The following is a 19155-nucleotide window of genomic DNA, read 5'->3' on the forward strand; positions in this document are numbered from 1 at the left end:
TACTTACGGTTTTTTTATTTATCCTATTTATCCTATTTATCTATCCAATTATGTTTTCTTCTTCAAAACCAAATAATAAGAAAAAAAGTAAAAAGTCGCTTTTTAAGCGTATTATGGCTTGGCTGCATTTGTGGCTTGGTCTAGCATCTGGAATCATTGTGGTCATTGTCAGTCTTACAGGCTGTATTTATGTTTTTGAAAATGAAATAAAAGATTGTATTGAAGACTGGCGTTTTGTAAAACCTCAGAAAGAAGCATTTTTACTGCCTTCGCAATTAGTCTCGATTGCTGATAAAAAAATGAAAGACAAAAAAGCAACCAGTGTGACTTTTGGCGGAAAAGATGAAGCGGCTATTGTTGGTTATTTTGTGGAGAAAAAAGATGAGAGTGAAAAGGGAGATCGTGGGGAAAAAGGAGAGTATAAAAAAGCAAGAAAAGATTTTGTTAAAAATGAAAACGCAAAAGGGAAATCTGAATTAAAAGCTCAGTCCAATGAAAAAGGCAAAGAAAAAGGAAAGGGCGAAAAACGAAAAGGAGGAAGGAGACAAGGAACTTTTATAAGCGTTTATATGAATCCGTATACAGGAGATATATTAAATATAAAAACCTTTTCAAGAGGAGAATCGCCAGATTTTTTCAGATGGATCTTAAACGGACATCGCGCATTATGGCTTCCGTATGATATTGGAAGACCCATTGTCGGAGTTGCAGTTTTAATCTTTGTTGTTTTGCTGATCTCAGGTATTGTTTTATGGTGGCCCACAAAATGGATTAAGTCCATTATTGATAAAAGCTTTAAAATTAAATGGGATGCCAGCTTTAAACGTGTCAATTATGACATGCACAATGTATTTGGTTTTTACAGCTGCATTTTTCTGTTTTTTATTGCCGTAACAGGCTTAGTTTGGAGTTTCGGATGGTGGAGCAAATCTTTATATTGGGTAACATCTGGAGGAAAACCTTTGGTGGAGAATCGTGAATCTCCAAAATCTGATACCACCCACGTAACAGCATTTAATATTACAACAGCCGATAAAGTTTTAATGAATCTAAAAAAAGAAAATCCTCAGGCAGCCGGAATTATGATCAGTATTCCTGCGAAACCTGCAGATCCGATTGGTGCTTTTGTTTATAAACAGAGACATACCTTTTATAATATGGACCGATATAGTTTTGATCAGCAGACTTTGAAAGAAATTTCGATTAAAACCCCTTTTTCAGGAAAATATATTGAAGCCAATATTCCAGACAAAATCAGACGTATGAATTATGATATTCATGTAGGAAGTGTTCTTGGACTTACGGGAAAAATTATTGCATTTTTGGCTAGTCTGATTTCTGCCAGCTTACCCATTACTGGATTTATTATCTGGTGGGGAAAACAGAAATTTGGCAAAAAGAAACCTGCTGCAAAATCAAAAGTGGCAACTAAAGCAATTTCCGTTCCTAAAGTGAAAAATACAACAGAACAAGAAGTTGCTGTTTAAACATATTAAAATTAGTTTTTTAATTCCTTTTTGTTTTTTTTGATAAAAGGCAAAACTTTTAAAAGTTTTGCCTTTATTTTTTTAATTATATCCGTTTGATTTAAGCCATTCTTCGCAATCTCTAGTCCAAAATTTACTAGTATCAGCAACTCCCAATCCAAATCCGTGGCCACCTTTTTCATATACATGCATCTCGGCTGAAACGCCATTTTTCTTTAATGCCAAATAATAATTAATACTGTTTTCTGGAATTACGACTGTATCATCTGTAGCATGAATTAAGAAAGTGGGCGGGGTTTTAGAAGTGACTTTCTTTTCGTTCGAAAAAGAATCTATTAACTCTTTTGAAGGATTATTTCCAAGCAAATTGGTTTGAGAGCCTTTATGCGTGATTTCGTTTTCCATTGAGATTACAGGATAAATCAAAAGAGAAAAATCAGGACGCGCACTTACTTTGTATGCCGATTCATACACTTTATCATCATAATGAGTTGAAGCAGTCGAAGCCAAATGACCTCCCGCGGAAAAACCTAAAATTCCAATTTTGTTGGGATCAATATTCCATTTTGCTGCATTTTGTCTCACGTAACGAATAGCCTCCTGAGCATCTTGCAGTGGTCCAACACTTTTATTTTTCATAGTGAGATCGGTTGGCATTCTATATTTCAAAACAAAAGCGGCAATACCAATACTATTGAACCATTCTGCCACTTTTGTTCCTTCTTTTTCAAATGCTAAATGCGTGTAACCGCCTCCCGGACAAATTACAACAGCAGTTTGATTTGGCTTTACCTCTTTCGGAATAAAAATACTCAAAGTGGGTACAGAAACTTGGCTTGTGCTCTGCAATTTTCCGTCTTTTAAGATTTCTTTTTCTTTGTAATCGGTTGCTTTTATTTCATCAGGGATTTTGTTCCAAAGCGGTATAGTCTGATTTTGTGCCCTTATAGAAAATAATCCAGAAAAAAGGAAAAAACTCAAGGTAATTGTTCTTAAAGATTGTGTTTTGGTGTGTTTCACTTTAAATTGTAATTATTTGTTTTGTAAATATTTATGTTTTTGTATTTGAAAATGCAACCGATAAACAGAAGAATTTAAAAATACATAAAATTGGTTTGCTTAAAGTTGGCTTTTGGGACAATTTTACCCCAACAAAAGTATAAATTTCACCTATTGGCTTTTAACAAATATATTGTTTAATGTGTAATTTTGTATTCCTTTTTTTATATAATATGTTTATTTTAACGAACTAAATTATTTTTTTACACAATATTATTTGGATTGTACAGATTAAAAACTATATTTGTGCAATCGATTACATTGTTTTTCTTTAAAGGTGTTAATTTATTGATTATGCTATTTTTAGAAAGCAGTAAATATAGTCTTTTAAGATTGCCAAAATTATAAAACTATAATACCCACTTACTATGAATCAAACCGAAACCGTTGCAGTAAATCAGAGTCTCAAAACCACAGGGAAATACCGTTGGAGTATTTGTGCATTATTATTTTTTGCAACTACAATTAATTATTTGGACAGACAAGTACTTTCTTTAACATGGAGTGATTTTATTGCGCCAGAGTTTCACTGGACCAATAACGATTATGGAAATATCACTGCTTTATTTTCTATTTTCTATGCAGTTTCATTATTATTTGCAGGCAGATTTGTAGATTGGTTAGATACTAAAAAAGGATTTCTTTGGGCAATTGGAATTTGGTCTGTTGGAGCTTGTCTTCACGCTTTCTGCGGAATTGCAACTTCAGGAATTATTGCGGGAGAATGGTTTGTGAGTTTTCATGGTTCAAAAGAGATAATCAGTACAATAAGCGATACAGCATTGGTAATTAATGTAAGTGTGGCTTTATTTATTTTTGCGCGTTTCGTTTTAGCAGTTGGAGAAGCAGGAAATTTCCCTGCAGCAATTAAAACAACTGCAGAATATTTTCCTAAAAAAGACAGAGCTTTTGCAACCAGTATTTTTAATGCAGGTGCTACAGTAGGAGCTTTGGCGGCTCCGGTTACAATTCCTTTTATTGCAAAATACTTCGGTTGGGAAATGTCATTTATCATTATTGGAGCTTTGGGATTTGTATGGATGGGATTCTGGATGTTTATGTACGATAAACCAGAAAGACATTCGAAAGTTACACCAGAAGAATTGGCTTATATTCAGCAAGATGATATTGAAGACAGTAAAATCGGTTTTAAACCAGAAGCTGGAGGTAAAGTGTCTTTAGCAGATTGTTTTAAATACAAACAAACTTGGGCTTTTGCATTTGGTAAATTTATGACAGACGGTGTGTGGTGGTTTTTCTTATTCTGGACTCCAGCGTATTTAAGTTCGGTTTACGGAATGGATTCAACAGAAGCGGCATTGCCATTGTTTGTGCTGTATATGATTACCTTATTGTCTATTATTGGAGGATGGCTTCCGACTTATTTCGTAGAGAAAAAAGGAATGAATCCGTATGAAGGAAGAATGAGAGCGATGTTAATTTTTGCTTTTTTCCCATTGTTAGCTTTAATAGCGCAGCCATTAGGATATATTAGTTACTGGGTTCCAGTAATCATCATCGGAATTGCAGGTGCAGCGCACCAATCTTGGTCGGCAAACATCTTTACAACAGTAGGAGATATGTTTCCTAAAAAAGCAATTGCAACTATTACAGGAATCGGAGGTTTAGCAGGTGGAGTTGGTTCAACTATAATTAATAAGGGATCAGGTGTTTTGTTTGATTTTACCCAACGAAACTGGAGCTTGGTAGACGGGCAATCTTTATTAGCAAAATATCCACAATTTTTAAATCCAGAAACTGAGAAAGCATTTTTAAAAGAGAGAGGTGTTGCGAATTTAGCCGAGTTTTTGAAATTATTATCAAAATCTGGGGAGACGGTTGTTGATGGTATAAACTCTGGATATATGATTATTTTCTCTATTTGTGCTGTTTGCTACTTAACAGGTTGGATTGTAATGAAAACATTGGTTCCTAAATATAGTCCAATAACAGATTTATAAAGAGAAGCACACAAAATTGAAATATTTTTTTCATTTCAATTATGGTTATTCCATTTAAAAAATTAATTTTGTGCAATCGATTACATTATTTAAATTATGACAAGATATAGTTCAAGATACGCGTCAAGCCCAGAAGCTGTAAAAAAATATGATACACAGCAATTGAGAGAAGAATTCTTAATTGATGATTTAATGCAGGAAGATGAAGTGGTTTTGGTTTATTCGCATTATGACAGATACATTGCAGGTTCTGCAGTTCCGGTAAAAGGGGATTTAGTTTTAGAAACAATCGATCCTTTAAAAGCGCCATATTTTTTGGAGCGTAGAGAATTAGGAATTATCAATGTTGGCGGAAGCGGTTCTGTGGTAGTAGAAGGAACAACTTATGAGTTAGGTTTTAAAGATGCTCTATATATCGGAGCAGGAAATAAAGAAGTAGTTTTTAAAAGCGATGACAAAAACAATCCTGCGAAGTTCTATTTAAACTCTGCACCAGCGCACACTAGTTATCCAACCAAAAAAGTAAGCTTAGCTGAAGCTAATAAATTGCAGTTGGGAACAATGGAAACGGCAAATCACCGTACCGTAAACCAAATGATTATTGGAAGCGTGGTAACAACTTGCCAATTGCAGATGGGGATGACAGAATTGAAACCAGGAAGTGTTTGGAATACCATGCCAGCTCACGTACATGATCGTAGAATGGAAGTGTATTTCTATCTAGATATTCCACAAGATCAGGCAGTTTGCCACTTTATGGGACAACCGCAAGAAACAAGACACATCTGGATGAACAATCATCAGGCAGTAATTTCCCCACCTTGGTCTATTCACTCAGGTTCTGGTACTAGCAACTATACATTTATCTGGGGAATGGCCGGTGAAAACTTAGATTACGGAGATATGGATGTTTGTAAAATCACTGATTTAAGATAAAATGACAAATTTATTTGATATAAAAGGAAAAGTTGCTCTTATCACAGGAAGCACGCACGGACTGGGAATGGCAATGGCAAAAGGATTAGGTCAGGCGGGTGCTACAATTGTGGTAAACGGAAATTCTTCTCAGGAAAAAATTGATCTTGCAGTAGCAGAATTAAAAGGTGAAGGAATCAATGCGGTAGGCTATAAATTTAATGTAACAGAAGAACAAGAAGTAAAAGAAGCTGTTGCTAAAATTCAAAGCGAAATTGGGCCAATCGATATCTTGATCAATAACGCTGGAATTATTAAAAGAATTCCGCTTCTGGATATGGAAGTTTCAGATTTCAGAGAAGTAGTCGATATTGATCTTGTAAGTCCGTTTATTGTTTCTAAGCATGTAGCAAAAGGAATGATTGAAAGAAGACAAGGAAAAATCATTAACATTTGCTCTATGATGAGCGAATTAGGAAGAAATACAGTTTCTGCTTACGCTGCTGCAAAAGGAGGCTTGAAAATGCTGACGAAAAACATGGCAACAGAATGGGCAAAATACAATGTTCAGATCAACGGAATTGGTCCTGGATATTTTGCCACAGAGCAAACCAAACCTATTAGAGTTGACGGTCATCCGTTTAATGATTTTATCATTAGCAGAACTCCTGCAGCAAAATGGGGAGATCCAAGCGATTTGGCCGGAGCAGCAATATTTTTATCTTCCAAAGCAAGTGATTTTGTAAACGGTCACATTTTATATGTAGATGGTGGAATCCTTGCCACAATCGGAAAACCTTCAAACGAAGAATAATTTTCAAATTATATTTAAAAAGATATGAGCCAGACTTTCATTAACGATAATTTTTTATTAGAAAATAAATATGCTGAAGAGTTGTATCATAATTACTCTAAAAATCAGCCCATTATTGACTACCACAATCACTTAAATCCACAGTTTATTGCTGAAGATAAAATCTTTGATAATATTACGCAAGTTTGGATTAATGGTGATCACTACAAGTGGCGTGCAATGCGTACTTTGGGAATCAACGAGCAGTTTGTAACAGGAAATGGTTCAGATAAAGATAAATTCTTAAACTGGGGAAAAACAGTTCCGTACACTATGCGTAATCCGTTGTATCACTGGACACATTTAGAATTGGCTCGTTATTTTGATATATATGATTTATTGAATGAAAAGTCGGCTGAGAAAATTTATATCGAAACTTCTGAGAAAATAAATTCTCATGCGTACAGCACGCAAAATCTTCTTAAAAAAGTAAACGCTGAATTGGTTTGTACTACAGAAGATCCAATCGACTCTTTAGAATTTCACCAAAAATTCGCAAATAATTCGACTGGAATTAAAATGAGTACGGCTTTCAGACCTGATAAAGCCATCTTAATTGCTAATGATGGTTATAATGCATATCTGGACACATTAGGGGATGTGTCCGGTATTGCAATTAACACGTATGCTGATTTACAGTCTGCTTTACAAAAAAGAATCGAATTCTTTAATGCAAACGGATGTAAATTAAGTGATCATGGATTGAATCAAATTGATTTTGAAAACTTTACAGAAAGTGAAATCAATGCGATTTTCAAAAAGAAAAGAGAAAATGGAGAGTTGTCTCCAGAAGAAGTTTTAAAATTCCATAGTGCTATTTTAGTTTTCTTATCAGAAACCTATCATGAGTTTGGATGGGTACAGCAATTTCACTTAGGTGCATTGCGTAACAACAACGCTCGTATGCACAGAATCTTAGGCCCAGATACAGGGTGGGATTCTATTGGAGATTATCCTCAAGCACAAAAATTATCTGCTTTCTTAAATGCTTTAGACAGTAAAGATAAATTGACCAAAACGATTATCTACAACCTAAATCCTGCTGATAACGAAGTTATGGCAACGATGATTGGAAATTTCAACGACGGAAGCGTTCGCGGAAAGGTGCAATTTGGTTCAGGATGGTGGTTTTTGGATCAGAAAGATGGAATGACAAAACAATTGAATGCGCTTTCAAACATGGGCTTAATTAGCTGTTTCGTTGGAATGTTGACAGATTCAAGAAGTTTCTTATCGTTCCCAAGACACGAATATTTCAGACGTATTTTGTGTAATCTTTTGGGAGACGAAATCAAACGTGGCGAACTTCCAAACGATATGGAATGGATCGGAAAATTAGTTTCTGATATTTCATACAACAACGCTAAAGAATATTTTAAGTTTTAATTTTTCTAACCATTCAGACATTAAGAAAATTAAGTTTTTGCTCTAATAAGTAGTTACTTAAATAATAAAGATAAGTTAAGCTTAATTTTCATAATCTCTTAATGGTAAAATATAAAAAAGATAGTATGAGTAGAGTAGTTGCATTTGGAGAAATCATGCTGCGTTTATCGACAGAAAGACATTTGCGTTTTTCGCAATCTACAGCATTTGGTGCTACTTATGGTGGCGGTGAATTTAACGTATGCGTTTCTTTGGCAAATTATGGTGTAAATGCTGAATTTGTTACCAGACTGCCTGAAAATGAAATTGGTTTTTCTGCATTGAAAGAAATCAGAAAAATGAATGTTGAATCTAAAAACATTGTTTATGGAGGAGAACGTTTAGGAATTTATTTCTTAGAAACAGGTGCAGGAACTCGCGGAAGCAATGTAGTATATGATCGTGCTCACAGCGCCATGTCGACTATACAAAAAGGGCAGGTGGACTGGGAAAAGGTTTTGGAAGGTGCAGAATGGTTTCACTGGAGCGGCATTACGCCAGCAATTTCAGAAAGTGCAGGCGAAGCTTGTTTAGAAGCAATTAAAGTCGCTCACAAAAAAGGAATTAAAATTTCATGCGATTTAAACTATAGATCAAAACTTTGGCAATATGGAAAAACTCCGAGCGAGGTTATGCCAGAAATGCTGAAATATAGCAATGTAATTTTAGGAGATATTGATACAGCGTATTTCATGTTGGGAATTCCAAAAGTGAATCCGAATTATCAGGATGAAAAATCACTTCCAGCTGTTTATGATAAATTGTTCGAATTGATTCCGAGTCTGAAAGTGGCAGCAACAACACTGCGTTATTCTGTTAGCGCTTCGCATCAAAGAATTGGCGGAATTTTATATGACGGAAAAGCGATTTACAGTGCAGCAGTTAAAGAAGTTACGCCAGTTGTAGACCGCGTTGGAAGTGGAGATGCCTTTATGGGCGGATTAATCTACGGTTTGTTGGAATACAATAATAACCAAAGAGCTTTAGATTTTGCAGTTGCAGCTTGTTGTTTAAAACATACAATTGCTGGAGATTACAACTTGGTTACCTTAAAAGAAGTTGAAAATATGATTGATGGTGATGGTTCTGCATTAGTATCAAGATAAGAAATATAAAAATGGCAAAATATTCACGAATTGAAGTAGCTCAGACCATGAAAGAAAACGGGATGGTTCCGTTGTTTTTTCATTCTGATATCGAACTAAGTAAAAAAGTTTTAAAAGCGTGTTATGATGGAGGTTCCAGATTAATGGAATTTACGAGTAGAGGCGATTTTGCTCATGAAGTTTTCGGTGCTTTAAATAAATATGCTCTAGCAGAACTTCCAGGAATGATTTTAGGAGTGGGTTCTGTTACAGATGCAGCATCGGCTTCATTGTATATGAGTTTAGGAGCAAATTTTATTGTGACTCCAGTTTTTAGAGAAGATATAGCTATAGCTTGTAATCGCAGAAAAGTGCTTTGGTCGCCAGGTTGCGGTACTTTGACAGAAATAGCAAGAGCAGAAGAATTAGGTTGCGAAATTGTGAAATTATTTCCAGCTGATACTTACGGACCAGAATTTATTAAAGCGATAAAAGGTCCGTGTCCTTGGACGAATATTATGCCGACAGGAGGGGTTTACCCAACAAAAGAAAGTTTAAGTTCATGGCTGAATGCAGGAGCAACCTGTGTTGGTTTAGGTTCGCAATTAATTTCAAAAGATATATTAGACCAGAAAGACTTCGATGGTTTAACTGCAAAAGTAAAACAGGTTCTTGACATTATAAAAGATATTAGAAAATAGATTAAGGGGTAATCATGCCTGACTCCTTATTTTATAAGTTTTTTAGATTTTTAGAGATTGTAATTGAACATTACGCTTGAAAAATTTAGCTAGCCATTCCTCACAGCCGGCTTTATTTTATCCAATCGGGTGTAATGTTTCTTTTGCAATTTTAAAGGCAGAAATAGAGAGTTAAGGTTATAAATGGTTATTTATAACAGATTAAAGAAGTAAATCAAAATGGAAAAAATAAACAGATCAAACGCAGGACTTACAGAAAAACTTCCAATTAAAATCGTGCAATTTGGAGAAGGAAACTTCTTGAGAGCTTTTGTTGAATATGCCATTCAGAAATTGAATCAAAATGCTGATTTTAATGCTGGTATTGCAGTGGTGCAGCCAATTGACAAAGGTTTGGTAAACATGATCAATGCGCAGGACGGATTGTATACTTTGTTTATGAAAGGAGTTAAAAAAGGTGAGGAAATTCAGGAAAAAGAATTGATTACTAATATTGTAAAAGCAATTGATCCGTATGCTTCTTTTCAAGATTATTTAGCTTTGGCTAAAGAAGAAGAGTTAGCTTTTATTATTTCTAATACAACTGAAGCGGGTATCGAATATATCGCTTCAGATTTGCCAACTATGCAGCCACCGGTTTCTTTCCCTGCAAAACTAACTGTTTTACTTCACGAAAGATTCAAACATTTTAATGGTGCTGCAGATAAAGGATTGACCATTATTCCTTGCGAATTAATCAATTACAACTCTGATACTTTAAAAGAAATTGTTTTCAAATATAGTGCTGACTGGAAATTAGGAGCAGAATTTGAGGCTTGGTTAACCAACAGCTGTTCTTGGCATAATACATTGGTAGACAGAATTGTTCCAGGTTATCCAAAAGATCAAATTGAAGAATACAATGCACAATTAGATTACAAAGATGATTTGATTGTAAGTGCAGAAACTTTCTTTTTATGGGTTATTGAAGGTGATGATAAATTGAAAGCAAAATTGCCGTTTGACAAAACAGATTTAGATGTAAAAATCATTTCTGATATGCAGCCGTACAGAACTCGTAAAGTGAGAATCCTTAACGGAGCACATACTGCAATGGTGCCATTCTCGTTGCTTTACGGAAACGAAACAGTAAAAGAAACTGTAGATAATCCGTTTACAGGAGATTTTATCAATAAAGCTTTGTTTGAAGAAATCAATGAAACTTTAAACATGGATAAAGCAGAATTGGCGAGTTTCTCAGAAGAGATTTTAGACCGTTTCAGAAATCCATTCATCAAGCATTTATTGTCTTCAATCGCTTTAAACTCGATTTCTAAATTTAAAGTTCGCGTATTGCCAAGTTTAACAGGATATGTAGATGTTCACGGAAAACTTCCGGTTCATTTGACTTTTGCTTTTGCAGCTTTAATTCGTTTCTACAAAGGAACTTGGAACGGACAAGATTTACCGGTTAACGATAGCGAAGACATTACAACATTCTTCAACGGACTTTGGAAGTCTGATGATTACGAAAAAATTGCTCGTTTGACATTGCAAAATAAAAATTTCTGGGATGAGGATTTAACAGAAATTCCAGGATTAACAAGAGCGATTACAATTGCACTAGAAGAAATTGATTCAAACGGAATTGAAGCTGGCTTTGCTAAGTTTCAAGAAAGAATAAAATAAATCTGTTGATTTGAAAATAATTAAAATCTAATTCGATCTGCTAAAATCTTTTAGAATCTGCGTGAAATATTTTTGCGCATCGATTTTTCACGCAGATTTATACGGATCAAAGCAGATTTATACAGATTTAAAACTAAGAGTTTGAGTTAGATCGAGAAAAAAGAGATTCGATCAACTGATAAAAATAAAAAAAAACAAAAAGAACAAAGAACAAAGGTTAATTATGGCAACGCAGAAAAAATTAATAAAAGTTCACCCGACCGACAATGTTGCGGTTGCTTTGGTGGATCTTACTGCAGGCGAAGTGATTGATTTTGAAGGACAATCAATTACAGTAGAGTCTGATGTAAAAATGAAACATAAGATTGCAATGGTTCCTTTTAATGTAGGGGATAGAATCATTATGTACGGTGTTTTGGTTGGAAAAGCAAGTGCAAGAATTGAAAAAGGTGGATTGCTTTCTACTGCTAACGTAAAACACGAAAGTGATAAAGTGACAGGAAAAACGGAAACAATTGGCTGGACAGCTCCTAATGTTGATAAATGGAAAGACAGAACGTGGCAGGGCTATCATAGAGAAGATGGACAGGTTGGAACAGAAAATGTATGGTTGTTTTTTCCATTGGTTTTTTGTGAAAATAGAAACATCGAAATCTTAAAAGATATTTTTGAGAAAGAATTGATGAAACCAAAAGAGAACGATTACCAATTATTGTTACGTTCTTTGGTAAAATCAGAAACGGGTGGAGCAGGAAATCAAGAAGCTTCAAACGATGCAAACTTGTTCAATAATATTGAAGTTAAATTCATTACACACCAAGGCGGATGCGGTGGAATTCGTCAGGATTCTCATAGTTTAGCTAAACTTTTGGCAGGTTATGTAAATAATCCAAACGTGGCTGGAGCAACGGTTTTGAGTTTAGGATGCCAAAATCTTCAGATTTCAATTTTCAAAGAAGCTTTAGATGCGATTAATCCAAACAGTAAAAAACCTGTTTTAATTTACGATCAGCAGTCTATCGGGACAATTGAAACGATGTTAAGCAGTGTGGTAAAAGACACTTTCGAAGCGATTAAAAAAGCAAACGAAATTAAGAGAGAGCCAGCTCCATTATCTAAACTAAGAATTGGTTTAGAGTGCGGTGGATCTGACGGATTCTCTGGAATTTCTGCAAACCCAACATTGGGAGTGTTATCAGATCATTTAGTTGCTTTGGGAGGAACTACAATTCTTTCTGAATTTCCTGAATTATGTGGAGTAGAACAGGAATTAGTAAATCGTTGTATAGATGATAAGGACGGAAAACGTTTCTTAGACTTAATGCAATGGTACGAAAAAACAGTTGTTGATGCTGGTTCAGGATTTGATATGAATCCGTCTCCAGGTAACATTAAAGACGGTTTGATTACAGATGCTATGAAATCGGCTGGTGCTGCTAAAAAAGGTGGAACATCACCAATTACAGGTGTTTACGATTATGGAGAATATATTAGCGAACCAGGCTTTACGCTATTATGTACACCAGGAAATGACGTAGAATGTACTACTGCAATGGTAGGTTCTGGAGCGAATATGGTATTGTTTACAACAGGTTTAGGAACTCCAACAGGAAACCCGATTGCTCCTGTTGTAAAGATTTCATCAAACACACAGTTAGCAAACAAAATGTCTGATATTATTGATATTGATACTGGTGGAATTATTACAGGTGAAAAAACTATTGATGAGATGGCTGACGAAATGTTAGAATTCATTATTGACGTTGCCAGTGGTAACATTAAAACAAAAGCAGCTATTTTGAATCAGAACGATTTTATTCCTTGGAAAAGAGGGGTGTCATTGTAATTTTTTAGGTACAAAGTTGCAGAGATGCAAAGTGACAAAGGTTTACATAGAAGACGCACAATATGGTGCGTCTTTTTTTGTGTTAGGTTTATCTATAGAGATGTACAGTAGTTTGTCTCTTGTTTTTAGAGAAAGCTTCGGAGAAGCGAAATATTTATAGCAAAAGGTTAACGGCTACAACATAAAGCTCCAGAGGAGCTTGCAAAAAAAAGCCCATTCTAAAAATGAGCTTATATAACTTATATGGTGAAAAAAAATTAAAAATTAGTTCTCGTAGAAGATTTACGAATATGTAATTCTGGTGCTAGAACAACCTTTTTTTCAATTTTGATCGCATCTGTTTTGTCGACTTGTTCTAAGAAAACGCGGGCAGACATTCTTCCCATTTCAAGCGGTGACTGATCTACAGAAGTAATCGATAATTCCATGAATTTAGTAAACGGCTCGTTACTGAAACCCGCAACACAAAACTCACTTGGAATGCTGATATTTCTTTCTTTTAATTCTTGTATGGCACCCAATGCAGCAAAATCACTCGAAGAAAAAATAGCATCAGGAGGAGTTTGCAATTGTAAAAGTTTGTCAACCGATTCTTTACCTGCGTCAACGCTACTTTTGGTATAAATAACGTATTCTTCTTTAAAATCAAGTCCGCTGTCTAATAAGGCTTGTTTGTATCCCAAAAATCTATTTTTAAAGATGTCCAACGATTGGTCTCCAGAGAAATGAGCAATGTTTCTGCAGCCCTCATCGATTAAATGTTTTGTGGCCAAATAACCACCTTTGAAGTCATTTATAGTTACAGAACTCACTCCGTCAATATGTTTGCTTCTATCAAAAAATATCAGTGGTACATTTTTTTCTAATACATTTCTAAAAGCGCTGTCATTCTCGTCTGAAATTCCGGTAACAGACATCATGATACCGTCGACCTGCGCGTCTACGAGTGTATGAAGATTTTCATTTTCTCTTTTGATGCTTTCATGAGTCTGACAGATAATAACCTGATAACCGTGGGGATAAAGCTCTTCTTCAATTCCTCGAATCACCGAGGCGAAAAAATTGCTATCAATACGCGGCACAATAACTCCGATATTATTACTTCGGCCACTCTTTAAAGCTAGAGCCAATTTATTTTGCTTATAATTCATCGCAGCAGCAGTCTTGATAACTAGCTCACGCGTCGCCTCCTTTATTTTAGGATTATTGTTTAACGCTCTGGAAACTGTTGCAGCTGTGATGTTTAATTTTTCAGCAATATCGTAAATAGTTACTTTTTCACTCATTCAAAAAAAGTTTATCGAATTATTTTTAAACAAAAGTACATTTTTTTTCATTATGCAATGAATATTGTTATCGATTACCATAATTAAAAACTCAAACGTTTTAGATTCTACAATGATAATAAATTATCTAATTTTTTGCATTAAATGTAATTAAAATTTGTAATAAAAATTAAATATATAATTTTTTTCTAAATTAATTTGGTCTCTTAGAACAATTTTTCTACTTTCGTGTAATCGATTACATAAAACATGAAGTTTTTGATATTCAAACAAGAAAAATCTGTGCAAATGATTACAAAGGAGATTGTCGCATTCAAAAAGATTCTTTTTTTAGCCTTTTTAGGGCTTCTGATGCCATCATGTGTAAAACATTCTTCTTCTGTTTCTTCTGAAAATCCATGGCAAAAAATGGATTTGGTTATAAGAAGTATTCCTCAAGTGCATTTTTCAGATAAAGTGTATAACATAAACGATTTTGGCGCTGTTGCTGACGGAAAAACGTTAAACACTTTAGCATTCCAAAAAGCAATACAAGAATGTGCTGCAAATGGTGGTGGTCGAGTTTTAGTTCCAAACGGAAAATATTTGACAGGAGCTATTCATTTAGAAAGCAATGTCAATCTGCATTTAGAAGATCATGCAGAGATTCTTTTTAGTTTAAATCCGAAAGATTATCCTATTGTTCATACTTCGTGGGAAGGTACAGAAGTGATGAATTTTTCTCCGCTTATTTATGCAAAAAACAAAACCAATATCGCGGTTACAGGAAAAGGGACATTAAATGGTCAAGCTGATAGTACTAACTGGTGGATTTGGTCTGGAGGAAAAAACTATGGCTGGAAAAAAGGAATTCCGTCTCAAAATGATCCTACAAATCGTGAAGTTTTGGTAGATATGGCAGAAAAAGGAGTGCCTGTATCAGAAAGAGTTTTTGGCGACGGACGTTATTTAAGACCAAATTTTATTGAGTTTTTTGAATGTAATACTGCTTTAGTAAAAGATATTAAAATTATCAATTCTCCATTTTGGATTTTACATCCAATTAAAACAAACAACATGATTATTGATGGCGTAACGGTTAATAGCCATGGTCCGAACAATGATGGTTGTGATCCAGAATATTCGCAAAATATCGTAATCAGAAACTGCACTTTCAATACAGGTGATGACTGTATTGCGATAAAAGCAGGACGCGATGGTGACGGAAGAAGAGTAGCTATACCAAGTAAAAATATCATTGTGCAAAACTGTAAAATGATTGACGGTCATGGTGGTGTTGTAATTGGAAGCGAAATTTCTGCAGGAGTAAATAATGTTTTTGTAGAAAACTGTGTAATGGACAGTCCGAATTTGGATCGCGCCATTCGTATAAAAACCAATTCAAGGAGAGGCGGAATCATTGAAAATATCTATGTGCGAAACCTTGAAGTGGGAACGGTAAAAGAATGCGTCTTGAAATTAAACATGTTTTATAATGTATACGGATCTCAGACAGGGAATTTTATTCCAACCATTAGAAATGTAAGCTTAGAAAATGTGACTGTAAAAAACGGTGGTAAATACAGCGTTTGGGCAGAAGGCTACGCAGAATCTCCAGTTGAGAATATTACTTTGAAAAATGTAAAGATTCAAAAGGTTGATTCCCTCTATTTATTAAAAAACGTAAAAAACATAAATTTTATAAATACCTACATCAATGAGAAAAAAGTAGAATCTATTACGAACTAAACACTATCAATTAACCAAACTTTAAACCACATGAGTATTAAACAATTATCTAAGAAAAAAGACAAGTACTTTGTATTTTTCTTTTTCCTGAATTTCTTACTGTGCAGTTCTATACATGCACAGACAACCACAATAGAAGGGAAGATTACCGACGCTACTGGTATGTCACTGCCAGGGGTAAACATTAATGAGAAGGGAACAAAAAATGGAACTTCGACAGATTTTGAAGGAAGTTTTAAGATTAATGTATCAAACAGTAAAGCTATTTTAATAATAAGCTATTTAGGATTTCAGACACAAGAAGTAAGCGTTGCTGGAAAATCAAAAATCAATGTGACACTTGCTGAGCAATCCAATTCATTAAACGAAGTTGTTGTGGTCGGATACGGATCTGTAAAAAAGACTGATCTTACTGGATCTGTTAGTACCATTAGTGCAGCAACGATTACAGAAAGAAATACTACAAGTCCATTAGAGGCAATTCAAGGAAGCACGCCAGGAGTTCAAATTTCATCTGCTTCAGGACGTGCAGGAGACGGATACAAAGTGGTGATTAGAGGAAATAACTCATTAGTGGGGTCATCGCCTTTATATATCGTAGACGGCGTTCCAGTTGATAATATTGACTTTTTGAATCCGCAGGATATTTCTAGAATGGACGTTTTAAAAGATGCTTCTTCGGCTGCAATTTATGGTTCTAGAGGAGCGAGTGGTGTTATTATCGTAACTACAAAAAGTGGTGCTAATGTTAAATCTGGAATTAACGTAACTTTTGATACTTCTTACGGAACTAAAACTGCCGCTAGAATGCCAAAAATGATGACTGGAGAAGAGTGGTGGAAATTCCATCAGGTTGCGTATATGAGTGCAACACCTCAAACACAAACGCCAGCGCAATTAGCCGCTTTAGCAGGAAATCAGAGTCCTTTATTGGTTTCTCGTGCCAACAACGGTTATAATTTTGACTGGACAGATGCTGTTCTTAAACCGGGTATGACACAAAACAATTATTTGAATGTTACAGGACGTTCAGATTCTGGTTTGAGCTATAACTTAGGATTTGGCGTTCAAAGCGATGAAGGGCTTATCGAAAATGATTCGACAGATAAATATTCTTTTAAGTTAGGATTGAATCATAAAATCAATGATAAATTTACGACAGGCGCCAATATTACGGTTGCACGTCTTGATACTCAATTAGGAAGTGACTTAGCGATGCAGGATGCTTTTAGATTAAGTCCGCTGATGTCACCTTGGGCTGTTGATGCACAAGGAAATGAAAAAGTGGGAACGCTATTTTTCCTTCCAGGGAAATTAACTTATCCTGACGGTTCATGGGCAATTAATAAAACAAGTACCGTAAACCCTTTAATGGAAATTGCCAATTCTTCTCAGACAGAAAAGACATGGCAAACAGTTGGAAACGTTTTCTTCCAATATCAGCCTTTAAAATGGCTTTCGTTCAAAACAACATTTGCAGCCGGTATCGAAAATACTGTTACCAGTGCTTCTTATAAAGCGCAAACCAATGCAGGTGTAACCTTAAATGGAAAAAATTCGGCATCAATTAAAAACTTCAACAACTTTAATTACACTTGGGATAACCAAATCGATTTGAAACACACCTTTAAAGAAGTGCATGATTTTAGTGTTTTATTATTGCAGAGTTTGTACTCAAATGTTGATGAAACGTCTTATTTATATTCAAACAATCAGCCTTTTGATGTTGGATCAAATAATATGGGATCTGGAGTTCAGACGAGTTATAACATTAGCTCAGGTTATCAAAAGAATACTTTAAGTTCTTATGCAGTTCGTTTAAATTATGCTTTTAAAGACAAATATTTATTGACAGCTTCTACAAGATGGGATGGTTCTTCTGTTCTATCTGAAGGCAATAAATGGCAGAGTTTCCCTTCTGTAGCTTTAGGATGGAAAATCAGCAAAGAATCATTTTTAGCAAACAGTTCTGTTATTTCAGATTTAAAGTTACGCGCAAGTTTAGGTTATACAGGAAATGACAACGTTGCGCCTTATACTTCTCAGGCTTTATTAAATCAGCAGACTTTTTATGCAAATGGAGCCAATGTGGTTTCGGGCTGGCAGTCTGAAAATTTAGCGAATCAAAATTTAACTTGGGAAAAAACACGAGAGTTAAACTTTGGTCTTGATTACGGATTCTTAAACAACAGAATTACAGGTAGCGTAGACGTTTATGACAGACTTTCAGATAAATTAATTTATAAACAAGAATTGCCTCTTGAAACAGGTTATAAAAACACATTTGCTAATGTTGGATCTGTTAGCAATAAAGGAGTAGAGGTTTTGTTAACTACAAAAAATATTAAAAGCAAAAATGTAAATTGGGAAACTACTTTCACATTTACTAAAAACGTAAACAAATTAGAGTCAATTTACAATCAGGATCAAGTAAGTGATATTGGTAATAAATTAATCTTAGGATCTGAATTAAATCCAAACTACAATTATGTTTATGATGGAGTTTGGCAAGAAAGCGAAGCGGCGCAGGCAGCATCTTACGGAATGGCTCCTGGACAGGCAAGACCAAAGGATTTGAACAATGACGGGAAATTCAACCAAGATGATAGAACTGTAATCGGAAACGCAAATCCAGACTGGCAGGGAAGTTTATATTCTAAATTAACTGTTGGCAATTTTGATTTCAATTTCTCTGTTTTAACAAGCCAAGGGCAAACGGTTTTGAGTACTTTCCACCAAAATTTTGCTGATGTAAGTGATAGAGGACGTCAGAAATTGGCAATGGATTATTTTATTCCAACAAATGGAACAGGAATCGCGGCTAATGCAAATAATGAACACCCAAGACCAGGCCCTGTGGCTACTGGAGCAGGAGCTTATTGGACTTCTTTATTTGGGTATTACAGAGACGTTTCTTACGTGAAAATTAAAAATATATCTTTAGGATACACATTGGATTCTGAATTATTGAAAAGGCTTAAAATCAGTAATCTGAGAATTTATGTGAATGTTTTAGACCCATTTGTATTTACAGATTTTGATGGTTATGATCCTGAATGGGCTGGCGCTGCTTTTGGAGTAAACCGTCCAGCATCAGTGACTACGCAATTGGGATTAAGTGTTAAATTTTAATAAAGATAT

Annotated in this window: 13 protein-coding genes; 11 read left to right on the top strand and 2 right to left on the bottom strand. The window is 35.0% G+C overall.

The window, feature by feature from the left end:
• The first annotated feature begins 50 nt into the window (after positions 1-50).
• Positions 51-1487, top strand: coding sequence for a PepSY-associated TM helix domain-containing protein (locus BB050_RS15880; protein WP_206352856.1), 1437 nt, complete (start codon positions 51-53; stop codon positions 1485-1487).
• Positions 1488-1568: 81 nt separating this feature from the next.
• Here BB050_RS15880 and BB050_RS15885 read toward each other — a convergent pair whose 3' ends face one another.
• Positions 1569-2507 carry an alpha/beta hydrolase gene (locus BB050_RS15885; protein ID WP_066034230.1) on the bottom strand — a complete coding sequence of 313 codons (939 nt, stop codon included), beginning with the start codon at positions 2505-2507 and terminating at the stop codon, positions 1569-1571.
• A gap of 407 nt (positions 2508-2914) precedes the next feature.
• Between BB050_RS15885 and BB050_RS15890 the strand changes: the two genes are divergently transcribed.
• The 8 genes from BB050_RS15890 to BB050_RS15925 all read left to right on the top strand — a co-directional run bounded on the left by BB050_RS15890 (position 2915) and on the right by BB050_RS15925 (position 13000).
• The gene (locus BB050_RS15890; RefSeq protein WP_066034231.1) at positions 2915-4507 is read left to right on the top strand and encodes an MFS transporter; all 1593 of its coding nucleotides are present in this window, start codon (positions 2915-2917) and stop codon (positions 4505-4507) included.
• A 96-nt stretch (positions 4508-4603) separates the two neighbouring features.
• Positions 4604-5443 carry a 5-dehydro-4-deoxy-D-glucuronate isomerase gene (kduI, locus tag BB050_RS15895; RefSeq protein ID WP_083219853.1) on the top strand — a complete coding sequence of 280 codons (840 nt, stop codon included), beginning with the start codon at positions 4604-4606 and terminating at the stop codon, positions 5441-5443.
• Between the two features lies 1 nt (position 5444).
• Positions 5445-6236 carry a gluconate 5-dehydrogenase gene (locus tag BB050_RS15900; RefSeq protein ID WP_066034233.1) on the top strand — a complete coding sequence of 264 codons (792 nt, stop codon included), beginning with the start codon at positions 5445-5447 and terminating at the stop codon, positions 6234-6236.
• 24 nt (positions 6237-6260) lie between these two features.
• Entirely contained in the window at positions 6261-7661 is a 1401-nt protein-coding gene (gene uxaC / locus BB050_RS15905) for a glucuronate isomerase (RefSeq protein WP_066034234.1), read from the top strand.
• Between the two features lie 125 nt (positions 7662-7786).
• A complete protein-coding gene (locus BB050_RS15910) occupies positions 7787-8806 on the top strand; it encodes a sugar kinase (protein ID WP_008467674.1) in 1020 nt (339 codons plus the stop codon).
• 11 nt (positions 8807-8817) lie between these two features.
• Positions 8818-9486 carry a bifunctional 4-hydroxy-2-oxoglutarate aldolase/2-dehydro-3-deoxy-phosphogluconate aldolase gene (locus tag BB050_RS15915; protein ID WP_008467672.1) on the top strand — a complete coding sequence of 223 codons (669 nt, stop codon included), beginning with the start codon at positions 8818-8820 and terminating at the stop codon, positions 9484-9486.
• Positions 9487-9705: 219 nt separating this feature from the next.
• The gene (locus BB050_RS15920) at positions 9706-11154 is read left to right on the top strand and encodes a tagaturonate reductase (protein ID WP_066034235.1); all 1449 of its coding nucleotides are present in this window, start codon (positions 9706-9708) and stop codon (positions 11152-11154) included.
• Between the two features lie 223 nt (positions 11155-11377).
• Positions 11378-13000 (top strand): UxaA family hydrolase, encoded by a 1623-nt coding sequence (locus tag BB050_RS15925; protein ID WP_008467667.1) that lies wholly within the window; start codon positions 11378-11380, stop codon positions 12998-13000.
• Between the two features lie 257 nt (positions 13001-13257).
• Here BB050_RS15925 and BB050_RS15930 read toward each other — a convergent pair whose 3' ends face one another.
• On the bottom strand, positions 13258-14286 hold the full coding sequence (locus tag BB050_RS15930; RefSeq protein ID WP_008467665.1) for a LacI family DNA-binding transcriptional regulator: 1029 nt from the start codon (positions 14284-14286) through the stop codon (positions 13258-13260).
• 288 nt (positions 14287-14574) lie between these two features.
• On the opposite strand from BB050_RS15930, the gene BB050_RS15935 reads away from it, so the two are divergent.
• Together BB050_RS15935 and BB050_RS15940 are read left to right on the top strand one after the other, a co-directional pair.
• Positions 14575-16014 carry a glycoside hydrolase family 28 protein gene (locus BB050_RS15935; RefSeq protein ID WP_066035193.1) on the top strand — a complete coding sequence of 480 codons (1440 nt, stop codon included), beginning with the start codon at positions 14575-14577 and terminating at the stop codon, positions 16012-16014.
• A 30-nt stretch (positions 16015-16044) separates the two neighbouring features.
• The gene (locus BB050_RS15940) at positions 16045-19146 is read left to right on the top strand and encodes a SusC/RagA family TonB-linked outer membrane protein (RefSeq protein ID WP_066034236.1); all 3102 of its coding nucleotides are present in this window, start codon (positions 16045-16047) and stop codon (positions 19144-19146) included.
• The last annotated feature ends 9 nt before the right edge of the window (positions 19147-19155 follow it).

Source organism: Flavobacterium anhuiense, from assembly GCF_001705175.1.
GTDB classification, from domain to species: Bacteria; Bacteroidota; Bacteroidia; order Flavobacteriales; family Flavobacteriaceae; genus Flavobacterium; species Flavobacterium anhuiense.

What these genes read in the sequence shown, in the direction of transcription:
- BB050_RS15880 (WP_206352856.1), top strand. Translation starts at nt 51, where the DNA reads ATGTTTTCTTCTTCAAAACCAAATAATAAGAAAAAAAGTAAAAAGTCG.
- BB050_RS15910 (WP_008467674.1), top strand. Translation starts at nt 7,787, where the DNA reads ATGAGTAGAGTAGTTGCATTTGGAGAAATCATGCTGCGTTTATCGACA.
- BB050_RS15890 (WP_066034231.1), top strand. Translation starts at nt 2,915, where the DNA reads ATGAATCAAACCGAAACCGTTGCAGTAAATCAGAGTCTCAAAACCACA.
- BB050_RS15935 (WP_066035193.1), top strand. Translation starts at nt 14,575, where the DNA reads ATGATTACAAAGGAGATTGTCGCATTCAAAAAGATTCTTTTTTTAGCC.
- BB050_RS15915 (WP_008467672.1), top strand. Translation starts at nt 8,818, where the DNA reads ATGGCAAAATATTCACGAATTGAAGTAGCTCAGACCATGAAAGAAAAC.
- kduI (WP_083219853.1), top strand. Translation starts at nt 4,604, where the DNA reads ATGACAAGATATAGTTCAAGATACGCGTCAAGCCCAGAAGCTGTAAAA.
- uxaC (WP_066034234.1), top strand. Translation starts at nt 6,261, where the DNA reads ATGAGCCAGACTTTCATTAACGATAATTTTTTATTAGAAAATAAATAT.
- BB050_RS15925 (WP_008467667.1), top strand. Translation starts at nt 11,378, where the DNA reads ATGGCAACGCAGAAAAAATTAATAAAAGTTCACCCGACCGACAATGTT.
- BB050_RS15900 (WP_066034233.1), top strand. Translation starts at nt 5,445, where the DNA reads ATGACAAATTTATTTGATATAAAAGGAAAAGTTGCTCTTATCACAGGA.
- BB050_RS15940 (WP_066034236.1), top strand. Translation starts at nt 16,045, where the DNA reads ATGAGTATTAAACAATTATCTAAGAAAAAAGACAAGTACTTTGTATTT.
- BB050_RS15920 (WP_066034235.1), top strand. Translation starts at nt 9,706, where the DNA reads ATGGAAAAAATAAACAGATCAAACGCAGGACTTACAGAAAAACTTCCA.
- BB050_RS15930 (WP_008467665.1), bottom strand. Translation starts at nt 14,286, where the DNA reads ATGAGTGAAAAAGTAACTATTTACGATATTGCTGAAAAATTAAACATC.